General features: G+C 48.1%; 19 protein-coding genes. 11 read left to right on the top strand and 8 right to left on the bottom strand.

Annotation, left to right across the window (positions count from 1 at the left end; all coding sequences use genetic code 11):
• The first annotated feature begins 11 nt into the window (after nucleotides 1-11).
• The 3 genes from EZE20_RS08500 to gldF all read left to right on the top strand — a co-directional run bounded on the left by EZE20_RS08500 (nucleotide 12) and on the right by gldF (nucleotide 1,977).
• Nucleotides 12-572: a DUF4199 domain-containing protein gene (locus tag EZE20_RS08500; protein WP_132116532.1), complete on the top strand. Its 561-nt coding sequence runs from the start codon at nucleotides 12-14 to the stop codon at nucleotides 570-572.
• 83 nt (nucleotides 573-655) lie between these two features.
• Nucleotides 656-1,171, top strand: coding sequence for a DUF4199 domain-containing protein (locus tag EZE20_RS08495; RefSeq protein ID WP_132116530.1), 516 nt, complete (start codon nucleotides 656-658; stop codon nucleotides 1,169-1,171).
• 77 nt (nucleotides 1,172-1,248) lie between these two features.
• On the top strand, nucleotides 1,249-1,977 hold the full coding sequence (gene gldF / locus EZE20_RS08490; protein WP_132117099.1) for a gliding motility-associated ABC transporter permease subunit GldF: 729 nt from the start codon (nucleotides 1,249-1,251) through the stop codon (nucleotides 1,975-1,977).
• 64 nt (nucleotides 1,978-2,041) lie between these two features.
• On the opposite strand, the gene EZE20_RS08485 is transcribed toward gldF, so the two are convergent.
• The gene (locus EZE20_RS08485) at nucleotides 2,042-3,151 is read right to left on the bottom strand and encodes a Gfo/Idh/MocA family protein (protein ID WP_132116528.1); all 1,110 of its coding nucleotides are present in this window, start codon (nucleotides 3,149-3,151) and stop codon (nucleotides 2,042-2,044) included.
• Nucleotides 3,152-3,862: 711 nt separating this feature from the next.
• Between EZE20_RS08485 and porU2 the strand changes: the two genes are divergently transcribed.
• Entirely contained in the window at nucleotides 3,863-7,108 is a 3,246-nt protein-coding gene (porU2, locus tag EZE20_RS08480; RefSeq protein ID WP_132116526.1) for a putative type IX secretion system sortase PorU2, read from the top strand.
• Here the strand turns inward: porU2 and EZE20_RS08475 are convergent, their stop codons facing one another.
• From EZE20_RS08475 to EZE20_RS08460, 5 genes are all read right to left on the bottom strand, one after another.
• A complete protein-coding gene (locus EZE20_RS08475; protein ID WP_132116524.1) occupies nucleotides 7,109-7,792 on the bottom strand; it encodes a hypothetical protein in 684 nt (227 codons plus the stop codon).
• On the bottom strand, nucleotides 7,789-9,732 hold the full coding sequence (locus EZE20_RS08470) for an asparagine synthase-related protein (protein WP_132116522.1): 1,944 nt from the start codon (nucleotides 9,730-9,732) through the stop codon (nucleotides 7,789-7,791). Before EZE20_RS08470 ends, EZE20_RS08475 begins: the two co-directional genes overlap by 4 nt.
• A gap of 105 nt (nucleotides 9,733-9,837) precedes the next feature.
• Entirely contained in the window at nucleotides 9,838-9,993 is a 156-nt protein-coding gene (locus tag EZE20_RS24005; protein ID WP_165933441.1) for a hypothetical protein, read from the bottom strand.
• A 49-nt stretch (nucleotides 9,994-10,042) separates the two neighbouring features.
• Complete coding sequence (locus EZE20_RS08465) at nucleotides 10,043-11,074, bottom strand: T9SS type A sorting domain-containing protein (protein WP_132116520.1); 1,032 nt, start codon at nucleotides 11,072-11,074, stop codon at nucleotides 10,043-10,045.
• A gap of 14 nt (nucleotides 11,075-11,088) precedes the next feature.
• The gene (locus EZE20_RS08460) at nucleotides 11,089-14,451 is read right to left on the bottom strand and encodes a hypothetical protein (RefSeq protein WP_132116518.1); all 3,363 of its coding nucleotides are present in this window, start codon (nucleotides 14,449-14,451) and stop codon (nucleotides 11,089-11,091) included.
• 683 nt (nucleotides 14,452-15,134) lie between these two features.
• Between EZE20_RS08460 and EZE20_RS08455 the strand changes: the two genes are divergently transcribed.
• The 3 genes from EZE20_RS08455 (at nucleotide 15,135) to EZE20_RS08445 (ending at nucleotide 16,992) form a co-directional block, all read left to right on the top strand.
• Nucleotides 15,135-15,449 (top strand): hypothetical protein, encoded by a 315-nt coding sequence (locus EZE20_RS08455; RefSeq protein WP_132116516.1) that lies wholly within the window; start codon nucleotides 15,135-15,137, stop codon nucleotides 15,447-15,449.
• A 182-nt stretch (nucleotides 15,450-15,631) separates the two neighbouring features.
• On the top strand, nucleotides 15,632-16,177 hold the full coding sequence (locus EZE20_RS08450) for an RNA polymerase sigma factor (RefSeq protein ID WP_132116514.1): 546 nt from the start codon (nucleotides 15,632-15,634) through the stop codon (nucleotides 16,175-16,177).
• On the top strand, nucleotides 16,174-16,992 hold the full coding sequence (locus EZE20_RS08445; protein ID WP_132116512.1) for an anti-sigma factor: 819 nt from the start codon (nucleotides 16,174-16,176) through the stop codon (nucleotides 16,990-16,992). The genes EZE20_RS08450 and EZE20_RS08445 overlap by 4 nt, the downstream gene beginning before the upstream one ends.
• A gap of 15 nt (nucleotides 16,993-17,007) precedes the next feature.
• Here EZE20_RS08445 and EZE20_RS08440 read toward each other — a convergent pair whose 3' ends face one another.
• Nucleotides 17,008-19,023 carry a T9SS C-terminal target domain-containing protein gene (locus EZE20_RS08440; protein WP_132116510.1) on the bottom strand — a complete coding sequence of 672 codons (2,016 nt, stop codon included), beginning with the start codon at nucleotides 19,021-19,023 and terminating at the stop codon, nucleotides 17,008-17,010.
• 79 nt (nucleotides 19,024-19,102) lie between these two features.
• Nucleotides 19,103-19,819, bottom strand: coding sequence for a beta-galactosidase trimerization domain-containing protein (locus EZE20_RS08435; RefSeq protein WP_132116508.1), 717 nt, complete (start codon nucleotides 19,817-19,819; stop codon nucleotides 19,103-19,105).
• Nucleotides 19,820-20,005: 186 nt separating this feature from the next.
• Here EZE20_RS08435 and EZE20_RS08430 point away from each other — a divergent pair, with 186 nt between their 5' ends.
• The 4 genes from EZE20_RS08430 to EZE20_RS08415 form a co-directional block, all read left to right on the top strand.
• Nucleotides 20,006-20,713: a hypothetical protein gene (locus EZE20_RS08430; RefSeq protein WP_132116506.1), complete on the top strand. Its 708-nt coding sequence runs from the start codon at nucleotides 20,006-20,008 to the stop codon at nucleotides 20,711-20,713.
• 72 nt (nucleotides 20,714-20,785) lie between these two features.
• Nucleotides 20,786-21,625: a metallophosphoesterase gene (locus EZE20_RS08425; RefSeq protein ID WP_132116504.1), complete on the top strand. Its 840-nt coding sequence runs from the start codon at nucleotides 20,786-20,788 to the stop codon at nucleotides 21,623-21,625.
• 96 nt (nucleotides 21,626-21,721) lie between these two features.
• On the top strand, nucleotides 21,722-22,249 hold the full coding sequence (locus EZE20_RS08420; RefSeq protein WP_132116502.1) for a TetR/AcrR family transcriptional regulator: 528 nt from the start codon (nucleotides 21,722-21,724) through the stop codon (nucleotides 22,247-22,249).
• Nucleotides 22,250-22,338: 89 nt separating this feature from the next.
• On the top strand, nucleotides 22,339-23,099 hold a 761-nt coding region (locus tag EZE20_RS08415; protein WP_207104701.1), incomplete at its 3' end, for an MBL fold metallo-hydrolase.

Genomic DNA, 23,099 nt, shown 5'->3' with positions numbered 1-23,099 from the left:
CTGAATATCTTATGAATACTCTATTGAATTATTTTAATAAACCACTGCTGAAAGTGCCGCTTGTCTTTGGCGCTGCTACCGGTTTGCTGGCATTTCTGTACTTTTTGGGCCTGTATTTTATTGGAAAAACCCCGCTTGGAAATGTACGGGTGCTGGATTTTGGAATTTACCTCATCCTGATGATTGCCGCCTGCTGGTACTACCGCAAGAATGTTGGGCGCGGGGCTATGCACCTGTGGGAAGCCCTGACGGTTTGCTATGTGGTCAATACGGCGGGGGCTTTTCTTTCCGGTTGGCTTGTGTATCTGTTCGTGGCCTATATTGATCCTTCGGTTTTTACGGCTTATCTGGTAGAAATGAAGCAGCTGATGATGCAGGGAAAAGACGAGCTCGTGAAGAATATCGGGGAAGCCGAGTTTCAGAATATGGTAAAAAATGTGGGTAATACCAGTCCGGGGCAGCTGATTACGGATGAGCTCAGTAAAAAAACCGTAATGGCGGTGCTTCCAATTTTGATTATTTCACTTATTTTCAGACGGCAGTCGTACGGTATTTTTCAGGGAAAGCCCTGAGCCAACCGTTTGACTATCTGTCAATTTACGTATACATTTAAATCGTTGCATTCCATTAGTTACACCCCTAAACCACTCTTTTTATGCAAGAACAAGTATCTACCGCCCGAATCGCGCTGAAATTCGGAATCATTACCGCCGTTGCCGTTATTGTCTATTCTACGATCGTGAACCTTGCGGGTTTGGTTCAAAACCGAGCGGTGACGTCCCTTAGTTTTGTAATTATGATTATCGGCATCGTGCTGGCAATGCGTGATTTTCGAACCCAAAATGCGGGTTACATGTCCTACGGCGAAGGCCTCGGCATTGGCTCGCTGGTTTCGGCAATTGTAGGGCTGCTGGGCTCGGTTTTTACCATGTTTTATATGGAATTTATCGATACCACGATTATCCAACAGTCGATGGACAAAGCCCGGGAGGATATGGAAAACCGGGGCATGGACGATGCACAGATTGAGCAGGCCATCGAAATGAGTGAGAAATTTATGACGCCGGGCATGATGTTTTTTCTGGGCATAATTAGCTATCTCATTATTGGTTTCCTGCTTTCCCTGATTATCTCCGCCATTATGCGTAAAAATAAACCAGTATTTGAGTGATCCAAAAGCAGAATCGTTGATTGTTTTTCGTTTCACTAGCTACTCATTCATTTTTCAGTCATCCCTTTTTGCATTCCGTGCTAGCCATTTTTCAGAAAGAAATCAGTAGTTTTTTCAACTCGCTCATTGCCTACATGGTCCTGACGGCCTTTCTGCTGGCCGTCGGGCTCATCGTATGGGTGTTTCCAGACTCGAATGTACTCGATTACGGCTACGCCGATTTGGGTGCCTTTTTTGACCTGACTCCCTACGTGCTCCTTTTCCTGATTCCGGCCATTACCATGCGTTCCATTGCCGAAGAAAACCGCAGCGGCACGCTGGAACTTTTGCTTACCAAACCCCTTAGTGATGCTTCGCTGGTGTTAGGTAAATTTCTGGCCAATTGGCTGCTCGTGGCGCTGATGCTCCTGCCCACGGGGATGTACTACCTCAGCATTTATCAGCTCGGCAACCCGCCGGGCAACGTAGACTCGGCCGCCGTAGCGGGCTCCTATGTAGGTTTATTGCTTCTGGGCGGTGCCCTCACGAGCATGGGTTTGTGGGCATCTTCGCTCAATGACAATCAAATCGTGGCTTTTGTCATTGGCGTTTTTCTGGGTTTTGTCTGGTACGTCGGTTTTAGCGCGCTTTCGCAATTGCTGGGGTCCGGTGGATTGGCGCTGTTCTTTTCGCAGGCCGCCCTCGACCAACAGTATCAGGCGCTGGGGCGCGGCCTCATCGACATTCGGAATGTAGTTTATCTGCTTAGTTTGATGGGTTTCTTTCTGATACTCACCTACTGGCGGGTGGGTCAACTGAGACGATAAAAAGGGCGGTGTTGTTTTTCCGTATAAAAGGAAAACAACACCGCCACTTCGTACACGCCACAAACTACCCCAATTGAATCTTGACGCCTTTCTTGCGAATTGATTCATAAATAGCATCAATAATCTTCATATCCCGCAAGCCTTCGTAGCCATCTACCGCCGGCGTCATGGTTTTTCCATTCAGGATAATATCGGCCATTCCATCCATTTGCAGCGTTTGGTGCGTCACGACGGGCTCGTTGAGCGGGCCTTTGTGGGTGCGGCCTTTGATCGGACCGTAGCTGTAAGCGGGACTCATCTCAACAAATCCCTTGGTGCCTACTGCGTACAGCCGTTCCAGATTGACGTTGTAAGAAGTAGCGCAGGAAGCAATGACGCCGCCCGGAAAACCCAGCTGAAACGTGATGGTTTCGTCTACTTCTTTAAATTTTACCGGATCGGTTTTGGTTTCCTGAGCCGTCACCCACAGCGGTTCTTCGTTGGTGAGGTAGCGTGCAGCATTGAGGCAATACACGCCAACGTCCATCAGCGCACCGCCGCCGGCAAGGTCTTTCTTCAACCGCCACTGCGTAGGGTCGCCAATCCGGAAACCCATGTAGTTGTCCACATGCATGAGTGTACCCATTTCGCCGTCGCGCAGCATCCGAATCACCTCACGCGTGTAGGGCTCAAAGTGCATGCGGTAGCCCACCAAAAGTTTTACCCCGGCTTTCTCACACGCCTTTATCATTTCCTCCGCGTGTTTGGCGGTATCGGCCATGGGTTTTTCTGTGATCACGTGCTTGCCCGTAGCTGCCACCTGAATCACGTGGGTGTGATGCAGGGAGTTGGGCGTAATGACGTACACGACGTCAATGTCAGGATTATTTTTTAGCTCACCAAGAGTCTCATAGCTGTAAATATTCTTGTCCGCAAGGGCGTATTTCTCTTTCCAAACTGGAATTTTAGCGGGCGTTCCCGTCACGATTCCGGTCAAAACTGCCGACTGACAGGTTTTCATGGCCTCGGCCACACGGGTGGCGTAGCTGCCCAAACCCATCAGGGCAACCCGAAGTTTTGGGGCTGGATTTTGGCTGATGCCCGCCGCCTGAGTAGTTTGTAAAAGGGTAGGTGCCAAGGAGGCAAACCCAATTCCAAGTCCCATATTTTGTAGAAAATCACGTCTTGTGCTCATAAATTCCGGTTGTATTTTTTGGTTTAAGAAAAAAGTATTTCTTCCCGGGTACATACTGATTTACGTATGTTTTTACGCTTTATTCTCAAAGTTGTCTGATCTTTTAATCAAATAATCTAAGAGTATGGATTGATAGATGGACGCATACTATTTATTGCCAGAGCAAGAAGCGTCAGAATTGACCTGTATTGAAGATTATTGGCTGTAAGGCAAACAGCTGCCTATTTCAAACTAAAAAAATACTCCGTCAGTAGTTGCTGATTGGAAGCGATTGCGGGTCGCTCCTAACGGAGCTAGTGAGCATTTCAACATGGAGAAAATCTACAAACAGGTCGCCTCGCTGAGGCTGGATCTATGAAATATGAGGACTATAACTTTATTCGGCGGGTTCCTTGTTTCCCAAATCTACGATTCAATAAATGTGTTGGGAATTAAGATTTTAGAGCAATAAGTAAGTTTTTATCTTTATATAATTTTAAAAAAATGTAACTATAATATATGAATATTCTGTAAGAAATTTTTGCTGAAAATGCTTTTTTATCTTAATAATTGCTCCGAAGAGCCTAAAAAAGAAAGTTGACGAAACTTCATGTTAGTTTCGTTCGTATATTTCAGTAAAATTATAGAAGAGAAATTTATGTATATTAAAAAATTTATGTAACTATAATTTAGTCAATGAAAATGATTAAATCGGACTGAAATTTTTCGATTATGGGGAAAGCGCTACTTGTGTGGATAGGAATTTGTTTTTTCACTTTGGGGAAAACCTGCGGGCAAGCGCCGAAGGCTTCAAGTTGGATAAATCCGGCGCAGCTATACCTAAAAATTACCACCCAACAGGCCGGAGTGTACCGCCTCTCAGGATCTGAGCTTTTTCGCGCCGGACTCCCCGAAGCTGCTCCTGCGGATCATTTACAGCTTTTTTATCGGGGCAAAGAGCTGGCAATTCGGGTAGAAAAATCGGCCGATGGGCAGTTGGGGCCGGATGGATTTATTGAATTTTTTTCAGCCGGAAATACCGGCGAGCAAGACAGCCTGGTGTATCGGCCTCACCACGCCCGGCCACCGGGAATTACGAGTTTGTACAGCGACGATTGTGTGTTCTTTCTGACCGTTAATCCCGATAAAAAAGGCAAACGAATGCCGCAAGGTACCTACCTGGCCAACAGCCTTTCTCCTGAACCTTTTCATCTCGAACACGCCCTCACGACTTTCCGCGACGAGTGGTCGTTCAACAATTCCAACGGGCTTGTACCTTACCTGCAGCAGAGCTACTACGAAGCGGGCGAAGGCTGGACGGGCAAGCTGATTCAGGGCGATTCGCTGGCTTCGTGGCGCTACAAACTGGTGCATCCGGTGCGTCATGCTGACTTTCCGGTTCGGCTTCGGCTGTTGGTTAACGGGCGATTTGATACTGCACATCCACTTTCGTTTTTTTCGGGAAAAAGAAAATTTGCCTCGCTGGATTTTTCCGGTTTTGCGCATCGAATGGTCGAAACTGTGCTTCCGGCAGAGGAAAGTCTGACGAATGATGAAATTAATTTTTCGGTGCAGTCCGCTTCCACTGCTGCTTTGGAGTTGTATTCACTGTCGAGTTATGAGGTTATTTACCCACAAAAAACCACGATGAATGGGCTGGCATCGCGGTATTTTTATCTGACGCCCAAAGCCGGTGGTTTGGTAAAACTTGCGGTAGAAGGACTCGAAAAAACTCCGGCGATGTACGATGTTACCAATCGGTACGAGCCGCGTTTGCTGGAAAGCCGGCTGATTGCTTCGCGCTGGGAAACCACTGTTTCAGAGGCATCGGAAAGCCGCAAAATTTTTGTTACTACCCAATTTCTTGCTCCGAAAGATCTACGCAAAATTGAATTTAAAGAATTTGAAACCGACTACAACTACCTGATTTTAACTCATAAAGTACTACGGGAGTCGGCAGAAACCTACGCAAACTACCGCCGTTCGGCTGCCGGAGGAGGTTTTAACGTATTGGTTGCTGATGTGCAGGAACTCTACGATCCGTTTAACTATGGAGAAAGAGGGCCGTTGGCGATTCGTAATTTCCTGGATTTTCAGCTCAACGCCCGTCCAAAAGAAGCGTACCTGCTGTTGATTGGAAAGGGCGTAAGTTTTCCGGATGTGCTCAAAAGCTGGCAAGACCGCGATTTTGTGCCAACCTTTGGCTATCCTGGCTCGGACCTGCTGCTGTCCGCGGGACTTGCGGGGCAGGCTGCCGATCACCCCACGTACCGCACGGGGCGTATTAATGCCGGAACTCCCGAGGAAGTGTTGGCTTACCTGGACAAAGTGAAGGAATTTGAAAGCAATCAGGATCGCACTTTTTCCAAACGGGTGTTGCACCTTAGCGGCGGAAAATCGTCCTACGAAATTGCTGATTTACAAAAAATCCTTTCGGACATTTCGCCATTAGCCGAAAAAGCTTTTCTGCGCGGTCCGGTGGAATCGATTGTTAAACAGTCTGCCGAACCGGTCGAAAACGTAAACATTGCACCGCAGATCAATGCCGGCGTTGGGCTTGTGACTTTTATGGGGCATGCCTCACCAACAGTTCCCGACCTCAACATCGGCTTTGCCACTTCGGCAGGTTCACAGCTGAGCAATGCGGGGAAATATCCGTTCATGTACTTCAACGGCTGCGGCGTGGGCAATGTATTTTATCGCTACGAAACGTTGGCAACCGATTGGCTTTTGGCCGCCAACAAAGGAGCGATTGGTGTGCTTTCAAATTCCTATTGGAGCTATGCGCCCACTTCGGCCCGCTACCTGGCGGCGCTGTACAAAACACTGTTTGCCGAAGAACCGTGGCTCGGAAAACCAATCGGGGAAGTTTTACAGAAAGTCGGTGACGAGATTTTAGCGAATAATCCTACGCCTTATGATGTAGCCAACGTGCATCAGCTCATCCTGTTGGGTGATCCGGCGGTGGTGCTTTTTCAGCTCGATAAACCCGATTTTACGATTCAATCATCAGGCGTTTTTTTACAAAGTTCCTCCCCAACGCAGTCTATCGGAAAAGGAGATTCGGTACAGGTCGGGCTTGTGATCGGGAATGCGGGCAAGGCCGTGGCCGGACAAAAACTGTCGGTCCTGATCCGGCTAACGGATGATGCAGGGCAGATTTGGCCCATGAATCATGAGATTTCTGCCCCGCTGTTTCGGGATACGCTTTTTTTTGGGGTTAAAAATGATAAAATACTGACGAAAATCGAGGTTCTGGTGGATGACGCAAACCTGATTGACGAAACCCTGGAAACCAACAATGCTGCTACGCTATTGCTTCCGTGGGCAGAGGTGGCTGACCTAACTGTGTACCCGTTGTCAGCTTTGCCCGACCTCCTGAACCCGCTTTTGACCGTGACGGTGAATGGACGAATGATTGAAAACAACAGCTTGATCTCGGGCAATCCGTTGATACAGGCGCAACTGTGGGACCAAAATCCGCTGCCTGCGGAACCAGGCCTGATTGAGTTTTTTCTGCGTAGCTGCGATTCCTGTGCTTTTCGGGCCGTGGAGAGCGAGCAACTGAGGCTTTCGGTTGGCGCCGACAAAAGCCTGTTGGTAAGCTATCAGCCTGAACTGGCGCCGGGTTTTTACACACTTTTGGTGCAGGGCCGCGATGTAGCCGGAAACCGGGCCGGACAACCGTATCAGGTTCGCTGGCAGGTAGTTGAACGTGAAAATCTGTCTGTCAGTGTAGAGGTAAGTCCAAATCCGACAAGTATATATGCTCGGTTTGTGGTGAATCAGCCAATGGATGTAGCGGACGTTTTATTAACTATTTTTAGCCTGAACGGGCAGCTTTTGCATAAAGAATTGGTGGAGGTACAGGCAGGTATACAGGAGATTTTCTGGACAAATTCGCAGCCGCCGGGTGTATATATTTATAAAATGACGGTCAATGAACAGGTATTTACGGGAAGGCTCGTGATGCGGTAGCTATTCTTTTCCATAAGCCACCATCTGCTGGATTTTTCGATGTCCCGAATTAATTCTCCCGGAACCCAGGCATGACGGTTCCTGACAGTATTCAAGCGCGGTATTTTCCCGGTAGATCAGTCCAATGCCCGGCGCATACTGTTCACTTTTTCGGTAAAGAGAAATTATACTGGAATCCTGCCGCTGAACGACCGTCAACGGGCGTGGGAGGGAGCTTTCAAATCCAGATAGATTTTCAGTTTCAAAATTCGCTTTATAAAGTTCAGATGGTAACTCGTTGAGCGCATTTCCATTCCAGGTAGTTTGGGAAGTAAGTGGGAATATCAGTTTAATAAACGCCCGATTGTTTTCTGTCCGAATGGCTCTGTCCGGCAACAAACGGGCGCTCCAGACCGAGTCAGGAAGCCAGGCGGCGGTGGGGGAATTTTTTCTAAATCGCTCTATTCTAACATGTTCTCCGCCGTTGTGTGTCTGAAACGTATCTCCGCAGCGTTCTTTCAAATAGTAGGTAGTTTCCCGAGCGGGCCCTGCTACGGAATAGTGACTTTCACGCACCTGGTATTCTACAAAAAGTCCTGTTTCGAGGGGGAAATAGGAGTAATCCGCCCGCAGTTCTTCTGTGGGAGGCTCGCAACTCAGGCAGATGTATAGAACCAGGATTTGGGCAGCAAGTCGTTTTTTCATGGTTCGGAAAGATCATGCAGCCAAACTCCCAGGAATAACGCTCTGGAAACCAGCCCATAAGTTCCCGATTTTTGGTTCAAAGGAATTTTGTCATTCAACAGGAACTTTACGCAGGCATCAAATTTTATTTTATCAATAAATTCCCACAAAACATGCTGTCTGCCAAACAGCTCGGTGGTCTGGAAATAAAGCATGCGCAGACTGAGCAGGCCGTATTCGCTGAAACTGGTTTTATGGCCACGGGTTCGAACTTCTTCCGGCAAAATTCCTTTCAGCGCCCGGCGAATGGTTTCCCGCCCTTTGCCGTCTCCGAATTTTAATTTTTCAGGAATCGCCAGCGAAAGTTCAATGAGCTGTTCGTCGAAATACGGATGCGCATAGCGGTGCCCAAAGTGCAAACCAATGTGGTGAAGCTGCTCGGTGGCATCAATGTACGACTTGTTGGTAATGGCCTGAAACTGATGGGTATAGTCGGAGGAAAGGTTGGTGTATAGTGCCTTAGCCGTTTGGGTCGATTCGGACGCATTCGAGTGATTCAAGAAATCAGGAGTAAGCAAATGCGCTGTTTCAAAACTGAATCTTGAAGAAATTTTTTCAAGAAAAGAAGCTAAAAATTGTCCGTACGAGTAGCCCATTTGGGTATGAAAAGCCCGTCCGGAACGCAGGAAATGACCAAATTCTTTTTGTCGAACGAGCTTCCAAAGCTCCGTGGTGAGAAAATGCTGCATGTACGTTTGCTGCCGTTTATTGGCAGGTAGCGTCAGCCAATTGGGCGCGAGGTAGCTCAGGTCGCGTTCCTGCGCATACAAATCAAGCGCCTGCCTGAGCAGAGGCCAATCGCCCGCAGCGAGGTAGTTTCCAATGAGCTGATTGCCGTGACCAATCACCGAGTCGCCGTCATGACCGGTCAGCACCACGTCACACTGTGCCTGTTGGATTTGGTGCGCCGCCGCAAACTGAAAACTTGACGGCAGCGGAAACTGTTCGGGGCGATCAAACAGACGACTTAATGTACGTAAGGATTCGTAGATGGTATCCTGTGGTTGTGCTGCAAAATGCCGCGAGTTGATTTTTTGCTGCACAGCTTTTACATAAAAACTTTCGTCGGTAGAAGGCAGGTCAGGATTGATGTAAAAAGTGGACAGCGGACCGGCCACCTCATGTGCCACGCAGGCTACCGAGGACGAATCAATGCCGCCGCTCAGGTGCGTGCCGATGTTGGTGTAGCCCTGCGTGCAGTTTCGGATGGAGTTGTAAAAATAGGTTTTGAAAAGCTCAATGTACTCTTCTTCGTGCCTGATGCCGCTATACTGTGCAGGATTGATGCGCCAGTAGCAATGCTGCTGAAAATCGGTTCGGAGGATTTGGAATGTATGGGCAGGCAATGCCGCTTTGATATGCGCATAAAAAGTCCGATCCTCGTAGCTGCGGTACGAGCGTTCGGGAAGGAGGTACTCACGGATTTTTACATAGTCAGGATTTCTGGACTTTACGAAGGTGGGCAGCCTGCTGATGCGGTTGCCAAAGGCAAAATAAGCGCCGGGTTTGTGCTCATAAAAGAAGGTTTTAAAGCCGAAACGATCGCGCGAAACAAGGATTTTCCCAGAATCTTTTTCCCAAATAATAAAAGTAAATTCTCCTGTAAAGTGCTCTGAAAGCTTGTCTCCCCATTGCACATAAGCGTGGCTTACGAGCTCGGCGTCGGACAAAGCCATGGCTCCGCCCATAACTTTTTGCACGAGTTTGGGACGTTCATGAAAACGGCAATCGGCCAGCACAATCAGATTGGACGAAATGTGCAGCGATTGGAGGACATTGGTGGCTACGTATCCGTTTAGGAATTCTACCACCTGCGTTTGGCTATCGGGTATGGGGCGGAAAGACGAGGGTGCCTGTGCCGGATCAAAATAAAAAATGCCCGAAAAATAAGGAATTGCCATGGCGAAAATGGGTGTTAAACGGAAGGAGCCGACTACCGGAAAATGACTAAAATCAGCCCGCCAATTCTGGCGGGCTGATTAAATTATTAGTATACTATCAGGGCATTACGGTGTGAAATTTGTAAATGCATCCGTACTGGATCCCGCTTTTAAGGTGAGCCGTGCCACCGTGCCGCGGTGTACCAGAGATGGTTTGTGGTAGCTCTTTTTGCTATTTTTCAGGGCAAATGCAACCGGAGTGTTTGTGGTATATGCGTTCATACGTGTTTCTTTTTTTAGATAAATTGACTGAAAAAACGAGGATGTTTCTTTACTGTTTCAGCACCTTGAATGAATCGCTGCTGCCGTTCGTTCGCGTTACCCGCACGACATAAAATCCATTGGGCAGATTTTTTACGTCAATTCCCTGCGCACTGATGGTTTCGGACACAAACACCGTTCGACCCGTGGCGTTGTAGAGCTCCACCCGCCTGATTTTGGAAAGGTCATCGGCCTTGATTAATAGCTTTTCAACTACCGGGTTTGGATACAGAGTCGTCTCGACCAGAATCTCAAAATCCAGACTTCGCGCGCGGGTTACTTCGTTGCTGCCGTCTTTATCAATCATCCGAAGTCGATAGAGGTTGGTGCCATTGGCCGGGTTGTCGTCCACAAACGAATACCAGTTGGTTTGTCGGCTGTTGCCCTGTGCGGCTACTGCGCCAATTTTTTGCCACTGTTTTCCGGTAAGGCTGTGCTCAATTTCGAAGCGATCGCTATTGATTTCCTCCGCTGTTCCCCAGCTCAAAACCGCCGTTTGTGCTTCTTTCTGAGCCGTGAAACTCAGCAGCGAAACCGGGCTTGGATTGACCACCACGCGGCCTCCGGCCAGCAGGTTGTCATTGCCTACTTCATTGCCAATTAAAGCCCCGTTGGGATAAATCAGGTTTGCTACGGAATTGTCGAAACTAGGATCAGTCACTACGTAGCCTCGCAGGTCGATGGTAATGAGCCCGCCGTCACCATCCACAAATACCTGATTGCTGATACCCGTCAGCGTTCGTGCGCCACTATCATAAATCCAGTTAAAGAAGCTTCCGGCACCTGTGGCCCGAACCGCCGCAATAGACTGCGGATCGGGGAGGTAGGAATTGGGAAAAGAAATCTGAACACCCACGCTGCCAATCGGGATGGAGCCGCTTCCCCCCACGTTGAAGTTGGCTACGATGGTTCCGACATCATATTGCTGAATCGGGTTTGGCGCAACACTTAGCGCCGATATGGCAGGGTCAATGGCGTAGACTTGCAGCGTAAGGCTCAGGAACAGGGCCAGTGAACAGAAGTTCAAAAGTACTTTTTTCATAGTGATCGATGTAGTTATAAGTTTATGCTCAGTTTGTAAATCAGGATATTATTGGTGATTGGATTTTCAGAACCACCGGTGCCGTCAATGATCCGCACGGTCAGGTTGGCATTGGATGAGTTGGTGCCGGTGGCGGTTAGGCGTAGCACGACCTTTTTATTTTCGGTTGGTAAAATTGAGAACCCATCCTTCAATGTAAATACATAGCGTGTGGCCTCTTCGGTTATGGTCCATTGGGAGTTATCAACGGCGGTTCCGCCAAACACATCAGCGTTGGTTGCCGTTTCTGGAATGGCAATTCCGAAGGTTGGTTCGAGTTTCGTGATCGTAAAGACAACCGGTGCGCTTGTGCCTGTTTCTCCGGTGTTAAAAATCGTCACCACCACATCACGTTCGTCGGACACATTGTAGGTAGAGCCATTGGAAAGTACACCCGGCGAAAGATCAGGACTACCTGTACCCAAACCACCAAAGTCATCAGGCTGGAAGTCCAGGCCGTTGTTATTCGGAATGCCATCGTTGTCGGGGTCGACAGGATTGTCCACCATGCCATCATCATCGGGGTCAAGGTCGCCACGACCGTTATCTTCAATGTCGTTGGTGCCGTCGTTGTTGCTATCGGTATCACGATAATCAGGCTCGTCGGTACCATCGGTGTTTTGTGGCGCCGTATCTCCGGCATCGCCGAAGGTGCCATTATTGCCATCGACACTATCCATAATTCCGTCACCATCCGAATCCGGTCCGTCTACCACCCCGTTATCATCCGCATCCACATAGCCCGTCTGACCACTTTCCACGAGGTCGCTGCGGGTATCATTGTCGCTATCCAGGTCAATGTAGTCAGGAGCGTCGTCATTGTCAGAATTTATCGGAGCCGGAGCGCCCGGTGAGCCGAAGGTTTCGTCATCGGTATCGGCGCTGTCGCTGATACCGTCGCCATCAGCATCGGGTCCATCCACAATTCCGTCGTTATTGGCGTCGATAAGGCCAGGAATTCCGCTTTCAATAATATCGTTGATTCCGTCATTGTCACTATCCAGGTCGTAGGCATCGGGCACATTGTCTCCGTCGGTGTCGCGTGGAGCACCGGTATTGGGTGATCCAAAGGCGGCGTCATCGCCATCTACACTATCCTGCACTCCGTCATTATCAGCGTCAGGTCCATCGACCACCCCGTTATTATCAGCATCAGCAAAGCCTGTCAGGCCACTTTCTGTCAGATCCGGGATTCCGTCGTTGTCACTATCCAGATCCAGATAATCCGGCACTCCATCCCCATCAGTATCGCGGGGGGTATTGGTAAAAATCGGATTGGCGGTATCAAGTACTCCATTTTCGTCCGCATCATTTGAGGCAATCAGTGCCGGATCAATTCCTGATTCGTACAAATCCAGAATTCCGTCATTGTCGCTGTCGAGGTCAAGGTAGTTGGGCACCCCATCTCCGTCGGCGTCATCATCATTAGGATCACCATTCCCATTGGTGTCTTCTACGGAATCGGGTATTCCGTCGTTATCGCTGTCCGGGTCGCAGTTATTCAGTAAGCCATCGCCGTCGGTATCAACCACCGCCGATTTGTCATTGGCATCGCTGCATGCATCACAGGCATCGGGTGTGCCGTCGCCGTCGGAATCCACGGAGTCGTCTTGTCCGGCCCCGCAAATTTCGTTGCAGTCGGGTACTCCATCGCCGTCGGTATCGATTTGGACATAGGCATAAAAAACATCAAACGTAAGCGGCAGTCCCAGCGAAATCGCCCCAAGGTTCAGGTCTATTTCAATTTCATCAAAGGCCACAGTTGATTTTCCCCCAATAAAATTAAGACCATTGGAACTCAGTAAACCGAGGTTGAGCAGCGAGGCACCGGTGATTGTCTGTACCGGATTTTCACCATCGCCCTCATAGAGCCGGATGGTAATGCCACTGAGCAACCCCGCGCTGAGCAGTCCGCTACCGCTTTTAACCGCAAAGCCAGCCACGGTGCCTACCGGGTAATTATCTCCTCCTGTTCGCTTAACAGTCATGCGTGCGCCACCATTGAGCAAACCCGCTATAACAGCAAACCGTGCAGAATCCGTCAGACTTGGGCTAACCAGAGCAGAGGTGTTAGTTAATGTCCCTAACGTTAAGCCGTATACACCCGTAGTATTGTATGTGCTGAAAATACTGGGGTCACGGTCACGACTGACAAGCTCTCCGGTGTAGGGTTGTGCTGCGCTGGAAGTAAGGGCCGTTTTGCAATCGGTACAGCTTTCGGGGTTTTCAAAGGCATAATAAATGCGCAGGGTACCCAAACTAGCCATAACTCCCTCGGCCACGAGTCTCACTTCGTTGAAGGGTGCGGTAGTCAGAATTGACAATTCCTGAATCGGATCTGTGCCGGCCAGTACGTTTGCGGCCAACAGGCCATTTCCGCTGCTCAGCGGCTGATCATCCTGCAATTCTCCGTGCAGATACGTTTGGATGCGGAGGGTATTGAGCAGGTCAGCGGTGAGTAGGCCGTTATCCTGCTGCACCACAAAACCTACCCGATTGCCGGACGGATAAATCGTTTGCAGGCTTTTTACTCCTACAAATGGCGCCGAGGCCAGCAGGTTGGTACCTGCCGGAAGGACCAGAGTTGCGTAGGTGTTTTTATCTCCGTCGGTGATGCCATCCGGATTGCTCAGGGTAGCAAGCGTACCGAGCAAGCCTGCTCCAAAATTGACAACCGTTTCATTTCCGGCGATTTGGTCGTAGCAAATCCCATTTTGATCCAGCGTGCCGCAGCCGGGATCAAAGGCCGTGGCGTAGTATACGCGGAGTGAAGTACCGGCTGCCAGGTTTACCAGGCTATTTTTTACCAGCCTGACTTCGTCAAAAGGCAGTGTAGTTTCAAAGCTAAGATACACTTTATCCGGCGAGCCGTCCGAAAGTAAAGTAACTCCCAAACCACTATTAAACGTGCGGGTTTCAGCGGGTGCGCCATCATTAAATGTCTGAACTTCAATGCCTGAAAGCACATTGGCATTGAGCAATCCATTGTCGCCCAGCTCCACCACGTACCCCGCAAACCATCCGGCGGGGTAGGTGGTATTGGCATTGCTGACGGTTACGCCCCGTCCGGAAGCCAGTGTGAGCAGGTTGGAAATTTCGGCAAAGTTGCCCGTATTCCCGTCGATCAGGTTAGCAGGTGTATTGTTTGGAGTAAAGCCGACGTCAGTCAAACTACCACCTACCGGGCCCGCACTTGTGCCGGGACCGATCAGGGGTTTGTAACATAGAGAACCATTTTGAGCCAGCGCCAGGCCAGGCGATAAAAGGATAATCAGGCAGGTCAGACGGAGCCACAGGCCGTACGTTTCCCGGTAAGGATTCAGTAGAAAACTTCTCATGGATGGTCGTGTAAATGTTTGGAATAGGATACAGTTTTGGTTACTAATAGTTAGTGAAACTACTTAAAAAACGATATGCCAAGAGGGGAAGAATATTATGGTAGTTTTTGGTTACACATAAATCTGATTCAAAGATGAAGAATGAATTTATGGATAGCAATAAAAAGTTATAAAAATTTTTTAACGGTTCATGAGCTACCTAGGGATGTGTTCAGGGAAAATCTCAATTTTTAATCCAATGAATAGTATTTATTGTATAATGAAATTGAGTTAACTAAAAATAGTACAATAAAAAGAATGAAAAATAATTAATTTGAACGGTATTGGTGCGTGATTCTTTAAAAAGATTGTAAAATTTAAGCTTGTGTTGTTGTACAAAAAGTTACAAATTAAAATAACGTATAGTAATAAAAAACCAAAATTATTAACTTTAAATCAGTTACAAAAAATAATCTAAAATTCAAGATTTAATGCGCCTGAGAAAGATTTTCCGCAAGTTGGGGAGATAGTAAGGTAGCCGTTTTGGTAGATTTATGAACAGGATGAAGCGCCAGGCCTGCCAGAAGAGTTTTGCAGACTTTTTTTTCTAAAATCGTAAAAGTCTGTCGATCTATCGCCGCTTGTGGTTCGTACTATATTAGGGCATAGAGACGTCAAACAACTTTTTATAAAGCAAGCTTTTATTGAAGCACAGAAAAAGTGAACGGCTCAAAAAGAGACACCAGGCATTTGGGGTGATCGTTGCCCAGGTGGGGGAAATATATTTTCATCTGCTATACATCCAAATATATTTGGGTGGCGTATATAAACCCGAAAGCAAGCCAAACCAAATCAGTATTGAATTGAAGGGTGAGAGGGGTAAAGCAGGGGTGGCAAACGGTGGCCTGAATACAGGAAATGGACAGATGCATGGTCTATATATAACCTTTTTGACAATACTACTAATGAAGGTGGAAATAGTGGCAGATAACCCTGAAAGCCAAAGAATTTTTGAATGAATTTTGAAAGATTCAGCAGAAGTAGCCCGCCGGCAGCACTTTAACTTACGTACTTCTGATGAAAGTTGAAACGTTCATTTGGCTTAGGGCCTGAAAATGAAGAGAAAAAAAAGCGTTTAAAGGTCTAATGCCATCCAAAAAATTAGTAGATTGCCCCTCTTGAATAAAAACTTTTATAACCTTTGGCGACCAAAAAAACCAACTATTCGGAAGAAGATCTGGTGGCATCGTTGAAACAGAACAACCGGGAAGCGTACGAATATCTGTATGAACGCTACTCAGGGGCTTTGTTCAGCGTTATCTGTAAGGTCTTGCGAGACGAAGAGAAAGCGGAAGACGTTATGCAGGACGCTTTCTTAAAGATCTGGAAAAGTATAACTTCGTATGATCCGGCCAAAGGCCGACTTTTTACCTGGATGCTCAATATCGCTCGAAACAGCGCAATTGATGCCGTTCGGTCAGAAGGTCGCAAGCCAATTCTGGATGATATTACGGAAAATCTTGACCGGACAGAACAAAATGCTTCCTATCAACCCTCCACCTCAACATTAGATCTGAAAGCATTAGTAGAAAACTTGAAACCGGAACGAAAACTGCTTGTGGACCTGGTCTATTTTCAGGGCTACACACAGGAAGAGGTTTCAAAGGAACTAAATATTCCTTTGGGTACGGTTAAATCACGCATTCGGACAGCGTTGCAGGATCTTAAACTTTACTTTAACATATGAATACCCAAGCCTACATAGAGTCAGGCATATTAGAAGAATACGTGCTGGGCGTTGTTTCTCCACAGGAGAAGCAAGAAGTGGAATGCCTGTCCCATATATACCCAGAAGTAAAAGCAGAGCTGACCCGGTTGGAATCAACCCTGGAAAGTTATGCTTTACAACACGCGCAAAATCCTCCCCGGGCCTTGAAAGATAAGATTTTTGCCCAGATGGAATTTGCCTCAGAAGATGATATCACCGAAACAGAACCCGTTCTCGTAGAGGAGTCTGCTCCTGAAAGTGCGGCCGAAATTCGAATAGGTCAACAGTCCGCTCGTCCGTTGTGGGCGCTCATGGCGGTGGCAGCTTCGGTGGTGCTGGCGTTGGTTAGTAGCTGGGCTGTGTATCAGCTGACACTCACCAATGGTCAGAACGAAAAACTGGCAGCGCAGATGAAAACCCTGCAAACGACTGCTGACAACAACCAAACGATTGCTTCGTACTACCGCAATCCTGATGTACGTATAATTCGCATGCCAGGACTTGACAAAGCACCCGAAAGTACGGTGGTGGCTCTGTGGAATCAGCAAACGCAGGAGGTTTTTCTGGATGTGCAGAATCTTCCGGCTGCGCCTGCCGGTAAGCAGTATCAGCTGTGGACGATCGTGGATGGAAAGCCGGTAGATATGGGTGTTTTGGCTCAGGATTATGCAGGAAGAGTACTGCAAATGAAACGCGCCAACGCCACACCTGCTGCCTTTGCCATTACGCTTGAAAAGGAAGGTGGAAGTCCATCGCCTACGCTCGAAGAGATGTACGTGATGGGAAAAGTTTGATCGAATCGATTGATGCTAAGGAATAATTAACATACGCTGGATTCTTGAATCTGAACGTTGCAACACATGCAGCATATACACACCCGGTCCCAGCCGGGTGTTTGTGTGTAACACCCACAAACCCTGGAAAGTACCGGGCAGCAGCGTGGCCGGAATTGTATTTCCGACGGAATCAAATACCGTAACTTCTTCAATTTCTGCGGTATCCAATCGCAGATAAATGAGTTCGCCGCTCCGGGCCGGCTGAGGAAATAGCGCCAATGCAGCAGGAGTTTCCCCTCGAAAGTAGGCGATCCCGGAAGAAAAGAGCGTATTTCCATCCGTATCTTGAAGTGTAACACGGTAGTATGCGGTGGTAGACAAGGGGGCAATATCCGTCAGTGTATATAAAGCCGAAGTGCCCGGGTGATCGTTTTGCGGGGAAGTTTTGATCGGCTGAAATGTTTGTAAATCGTCGGTTCGTTCCAGCGTAAGCATCGCCACATTTTCTTTCGACGAAAGCAAAACATGCAGCGTGACTTCCCCGTTAGTTGTATCTAATTCTACGGAGCGAATCGGATTTGGAACAGAAATATTCTTTTCAATTTTGAATGATTCGGACACCGTACTTATCAGCCGTGGTTCCTGACAAACAGCCCGCAGGCGATACCCACCTTCCGGTAGAGTTTCGGGGAGCTGTACCTGTACGTTGCCCGGTGTACCACTGCCCACGACTGCTACAAAATCGCCTTCCTGCGTATGCAAATGGATATCAACCGAAATCGGTACTTCCATGTTGTCTGACCCCCAAACCGGAATCCGAAAGTGCTGACCCTGCGCTGCAAGCCCGGGAGGAAGCCCCACATGCAATAAAAAAGGAGGCTGAAAAGCGTTACTGTTGTCAAAAAACGAATCGGTAAGAACCCGGTTCCAGGCATGTGCAACCTCCGAAAGCCCTTGCGTGCCCCCGCGTACGTTCTCAAAATGACCATGTGCTGGCCGGGGCACCTGAATGGTGTCGGTCCACGGGCCGGGCCAGGTATTAAATTCGGGTGTTTCGATCAATTGAGTTTGGGCATTCAACACGGGTAAATAGGGTAGAGGCGTAGAAAAACTCACCGAGCAGAGCCCAATGACCCACGCCATCGAACAGCCAAAATCGAGTCGGCTACGTTCAATCAGTGTCTTTATGTTGGTAAAATAATCTTCCTGGGAAATCTTCAAATGCGTGGCGTCATTTTCGCCGTGGTGCCAAAGTACTGCCCGCAGACCGAGGATGGAATGCAGGTAAATGAGTGTATTTTTCAAGTTGGCGTACGGCTGTTGGTTAGGCCAATCTTTTCCTACATAAATATTTCGGGTATTATTTCCTTCGGCAGACTCACGCCAATTAACCGAGTTTGCCGCGGCCCACCCTGCATTCATGAACAAAACGGGCACGCCAAGCCGGGCAGAAAGCAGGGTGCCGAGTTCGCCCCAATTCCAGGCCGATTCGCCGGAAGGAAACACAAAATGGTCGGCCCGGAATCTGGAAAAAGAAGGAAACGGCATCGGTTCGTTCGAAGCTACTGTAATGTTTTCCGCATTCAAAACTTTGTTAACCGCTGAAAACGAAACCACCTGCGGGCCGCCATCTTTGGCCCCAAGGTTTGGCAGACCCATGGCATTGGAATGGCCCGCTACCAGAAAAACCTCGCCGACTCCTATTGGCTCGACGGACAGGGTGTCGGTTCTGGAATTAGTAAGTATTCCTCTGATTTCCAGTCGGTACCATCCTCCTTTGGCTGGAATGCTTCCATAAAAAACACCTTCATGCGTAGAGAATTTCAATGCCGTCCACAGACCGGACCGGGCATCGTCGAGAAATATGAGCCGGGCTTCTATCGACTGGTATGGTAAGCTGTAGCTACCCGCAATCGACAACAGAGCGCTATCGGCAGGGCTGCGTTGAATCACGGTGTGAGCCGTTGGGAAAGAAACCGAAAGTCGGGCTTCTGCCCGAAACGCTACCAAAAATACCAAAACGAAGAGCAACGCCGTTGATCGAACCATGATTCGTAACAGTTTGTGTACGTAGTTAACTTACGCCTCGGTTTGAATGTTGCGCGGCCGGGTATTTTAGGCTATGTTCTTACACTGGAATAGTTAAAATTTTCGGATGATTTTTTTCAGTCAATAGGTTCAGCGCATTCAGAATTAGTTGTTTTGACCAGGGAGTTTTGAATTTATGATATTCAGCAAACACCGGATGCGCAAAATACATAACCCGGTTGCATAAGGTAACAGCCGGAAATCCATCAGGCTCGCCGGTTAAAGGAGAAAGGCTTTGTCCCAAAACGTCAGCTCCGGCGGTTTTTACCTGCATGCCCCGCTCAATCATGACTACTTCATGGTCAGATATGTGCCTATTGATTAAACCGGATTTGATGCGGATAAGTCCGGGACTGTAAGTAGCCAACTTAGGTGCATGCAGCCCAAAAGCGGGACTGAAAAATCGGGAAAAATCTGCTGTTAGTCCGGCCTGAAACGACGCGAGTACTGTGCCTCCTCGTGCCAAAAATGCCTCAAATCGGGATATAAAAGCATCATGTATACATACATGATCTGGCAAGATCAGCAGTTGGTAGGGTTCGAGTTCCTGGTGTGAACTAATAAACTCAAAAGGAATTTTATTACCAGTTAATAGTTCTACTACCCCCTGATACGTATCGGTCAAGGTATTTTCGGAAGTCAGAACCGCAAGCCGTAGTGGTGGCTTGAAAGGCAGAGATGCGCCTGAGAATGGCGTAGTTGCCCACAATCCGGCGGCAGTACAAAGGCTGAGTGAGATAAAACTTCGTCGTTGCATGGGAATGAATACGTTGGGGGAAGTATTTCTCAAAAAGAGAATCAGAGGAAGCTCTTACTTTAAAGGCAATTCAAAATTGTTCTTTCATACGCTTTTATGAGTAATGAATTTTAGCCATTACTCATTTCAGACAGGTCAGGCCGACTTTTTTTAAGGAAGTATGTTGTAAGGTTTCAATTTCTGCATATGCGCCTTTTCTGGTTGTATGGTTTATTGCAATGCCTGATTTTCATTGGGTGCCCGGAAAGTTATGCGCAGTCTGTAACTGCCCCTACGGGCCTTTTGCGTTGGAAGCTTCACATTGACAATCGAACATCATTTATTCCAGGCGGAAATTTCGGGATGTGGGGCGGAAGTTTAGGGTATACCTGGGGAACTCTGGAACGTGAAGTAACTCTGGGGTATTACTGGGCAGGAAGTCGCGGGAAGCGGCAATTGAGTGCTATTTCCAAAGCAGAAGCCAAACAAACCGACGCGGCAGGCTACTCAAAAACTGACCTTTATTTTGTCAGTACGGGCTACTGGCACATTTTGTTCAACGAACCTCGCTGGAAGGCAGGAATTCCAATCGAGCTAGGAATTGGCCAAAGCACCACTACATTGGTTTTGCTTTCTGGCGAACCTCTAAGCGAAAAACCAGTAGAACATACGCTCGTCCCGCTGCAAATCGGTGGCTATGGCGAGTGGAAAGCCACCCGGTGGGTAGGGCTCGGTTTACAGTCGGGGTATCGGCACAATCTTAGACCTTCTCAGTCAATACCTTCCTTCAACGGCGTATTTTTTAGAGTGCGCGTGCTCGTGTATCCACAAGCTCTCAGGGATGGTCTCGCTTTTGTGTTCAAGGAAAAACCCCTTCCTTCGCCTTTTTGGGGAGATAAGAAAAAGAACAAATAACGTACCTTAGTAAAAATTATAGTTTACTATAAATCAAACTAGCTAAGCCGCTGATTTGAACCTCCTTTTTTTATGCAACGTAAAACCTTCCTTCAAACGCTTGCCGCTGCTACCGGTGCAGGTGTACTTACGGGCCTGTATACCTGGCAGGTGGAGCCTTTCTGGCTTGAATTTGTTCGGGTGCAAATGCCGATTCGTCAACTGCCTGAGGCACTTGTGGGCAAAACGCTGATGCAAATAAGCGACATGCACGTGGGAAACCGCTTCGACAGAAAGTACCTCATCGAATCGATGCAAAAAGCGCAGCAACTGGCTCCGGATTTTGTCGTTTATACAGGCGATTTTGTGAACTACGAATCCCCTGAACAGTTTGCTCAACTTGAAGAGGTGATGGCGCATGCGGTGCATGGTACTTTGGGAACGGCGGGCGTACTGGGTAACCACGACTACGGCCTCGACTGGAAGGAAGAGGCGGTGGCTGACCGCGTAACTGACATTCTTTCGGCCCGTGGAATCCGGATGCTGAGGAATGAACAAATTGATGTGCATGGCCTTTCGATTATTGGCCTGGATGACTGGTGGGCGACCAATTTTAAGCCCGAACTGGTCCTGCAATCGCTTCCTCAAAATAAGCCGCAGCTGGTGCTTTGTCATAATCCGGACGTTGCAGATCTTCCAATCTGGAATGGTTATCAGGGCTGGATTTTGTCGGGACATACGCACGGCGGGCAGTGTAAAGCCCCCTTTTTACGGCCACCGCTGCTGCCGGTACGCAACAAAAAGTACGTAGCCGGACAGGTAGATTTGGGGGATGGTCGCACGCTGTATATCAATCGGGCACTGGGTCATCTGATTCAGGTGCGGTTCAATGTTCGTCCCGAAATCACACTTTTTGAACTGGTAAAAGGCTAAACTTTCCGCAGAATTTTCCAGAGGATTAATTTTTTTTCAAGATTCAGAAACCAAAAATAACGCTTGCGGGTTTTTGTAAGTAATCACTCACTTGCTATGACTGAAAAGAAAGAACTCATTCTGGAAACGGCCCTCAAACTTTTTGCCGAACAGGGCTTTGATACCACGCCTACGAGCAAAATTGCGCGCCTGGCCGGGGTTTCAGAAGGGTTGATTTTTCGACATTTTGGCACAAAGGAAGGACTAATGAAAGCGGTTGTTGAGTTGGGCGAAAGCCGCATTGGCAGGCATCTGACTGGGATTGAGCAGGAAGGAAATCACCGTCAACGAATTCATAAAATCATCGAACTTGCCTACGTTCTGTTTCAGGAAGAACGGGAGTTTTGGCAGCTGCAATTTACTATCAAATGGCAGCGAAAATACACGCATGCACATACGTCGCCGCATTACCTCCGTCTGATGCAATTGGGCATGGAATCGTTTCGGGCCCTGGGCTACGCTGAACCCGAAAAGGAAATTCAGCTACTGGCAATGCTTGTCGAAGGATTTGGCTCCATGATGATCAAACAACCGGACGCTGCAACTCTTGAAAACATGTTGACTTTTATAAAATCGAAATACTAATTTTTGTGTATGAGCTGTAAGTAAGTACTCACATATTCTATTTAAAAACCAATCAACTTTTTTTAACATTGAAAACTATTCGCAAGATCATGGTGTATTTTATACTTTTTTTAGTGCTGTCAGGTGCAGGAATTTGGCTGTTTATGCAACAGGCTGTTTTTGGAGCCGAGCCCGAAGGTACCCGTTTGGAACGCATAAAAAAATCACAGAATTATCGGGAAGGTTCGTTCAAAAACCAAAGTTTTACGCCTGATTTGGCGGAAGGAGTTACCTATTGGGACATTCTGAAAGCCTACCTGGCCAAAAGCGTAGATCGCGAGCCAACGCAGGCACTTCCATCGGTCAAAACCAACCTTAAAACGCTGATCAGTGAAGAACCCGCGGTGGTGTGGTTTGGTCACTCTTCGTACCTGATCAAACTGGCTGGAAAGACAATCCTGATTGATCCGGTATTTAGCGGAAATGCATCTCCTGTTTCATTTTTTGGGAAGAATTACGAAGGTAGCAACGTATATACAGCTGAGGACTTTCCAAATATTGACCTCCTTGTACTGACCCACGACCATTACGATCACCTGGATTACGCAACCGTCACGGCCTTGCGCTCAGGTGTAAAAAAAGTGGTAACAGCCCTGGGAGTAGGGGCGCATTTGGAAAAATGGGGATACGATTCAACCCAAATCCAGGAACTCGACTGGCAGGAAGAAATAGTCCTCGATAGTACCCTGACATTGACGGCTCTGCCTGCCCGCCACTTTTCGGGCCGGGGTTTCAAGCGCAACCAAACGCTGTGGGCATCCTACATGCTTCGCTCTCCAAATTATTCGATTTATATTGGCGGTGACTCAGG

The sequence above is a fragment of the Arundinibacter roseus genome (assembly GCF_004348825.1).
Lineage (GTDB): Bacteria > Bacteroidota > Bacteroidia > Cytophagales > Spirosomataceae > Arundinibacter > Arundinibacter roseus.
Note: the sequence above shows the minus strand (reverse complement) of the source record. Positions and strands in the feature narration are given on the sequence as shown.

What these genes read in the sequence shown, in the direction of transcription:
- EZE20_RS08500 (WP_132116532.1), top strand. Translation starts at nt 12, where the DNA reads ATGAATACTCTATTGAATTATTTTAATAAACCACTGCTGAAAGTGCCG.
- EZE20_RS08495 (WP_132116530.1), top strand. Translation starts at nt 656, where the DNA reads ATGCAAGAACAAGTATCTACCGCCCGAATCGCGCTGAAATTCGGAATC.
- EZE20_RS08485 (WP_132116528.1), bottom strand. Translation starts at nt 3,151, where the DNA reads ATGAGCACAAGACGTGATTTTCTACAAAATATGGGACTTGGAATTGGG.
- porU2 (WP_132116526.1), top strand. Translation starts at nt 3,863, where the DNA reads ATGGGGAAAGCGCTACTTGTGTGGATAGGAATTTGTTTTTTCACTTTG.
- EZE20_RS08475 (WP_132116524.1), bottom strand. Translation starts at nt 7,792, where the DNA reads ATGAAAAAACGACTTGCTGCCCAAATCCTGGTTCTATACATCTGCCTG.
- EZE20_RS08470 (WP_132116522.1), bottom strand. Translation starts at nt 9,732, where the DNA reads ATGGCAATTCCTTATTTTTCGGGCATTTTTTATTTTGATCCGGCACAG.
- EZE20_RS24005 (WP_165933441.1), bottom strand. Translation starts at nt 9,993, where the DNA reads ATGAACGCATATACCACAAACACTCCGGTTGCATTTGCCCTGAAAAAT.
- EZE20_RS08465 (WP_132116520.1), bottom strand. Translation starts at nt 11,074, where the DNA reads ATGAAAAAAGTACTTTTGAACTTCTGTTCACTGGCCCTGTTCCTGAGC.
- EZE20_RS08460 (WP_132116518.1), bottom strand. Translation starts at nt 14,451, where the DNA reads ATGAGAAGTTTTCTACTGAATCCTTACCGGGAAACGTACGGCCTGTGG.
- EZE20_RS08445 (WP_132116512.1), top strand. Translation starts at nt 16,174, where the DNA reads ATGAATACCCAAGCCTACATAGAGTCAGGCATATTAGAAGAATACGTG.
- EZE20_RS08440 (WP_132116510.1), bottom strand. Translation starts at nt 19,023, where the DNA reads ATGGTTCGATCAACGGCGTTGCTCTTCGTTTTGGTATTTTTGGTAGCG.
- EZE20_RS08435 (WP_132116508.1), bottom strand. Translation starts at nt 19,819, where the DNA reads ATGCAACGACGAAGTTTTATCTCACTCAGCCTTTGTACTGCCGCCGGA.
- EZE20_RS08430 (WP_132116506.1), top strand. Translation starts at nt 20,006, where the DNA reads ATGCGCCTTTTCTGGTTGTATGGTTTATTGCAATGCCTGATTTTCATT.
- EZE20_RS08425 (WP_132116504.1), top strand. Translation starts at nt 20,786, where the DNA reads ATGCAACGTAAAACCTTCCTTCAAACGCTTGCCGCTGCTACCGGTGCA.
- EZE20_RS08420 (WP_132116502.1), top strand. Translation starts at nt 21,722, where the DNA reads ATGACTGAAAAGAAAGAACTCATTCTGGAAACGGCCCTCAAACTTTTT.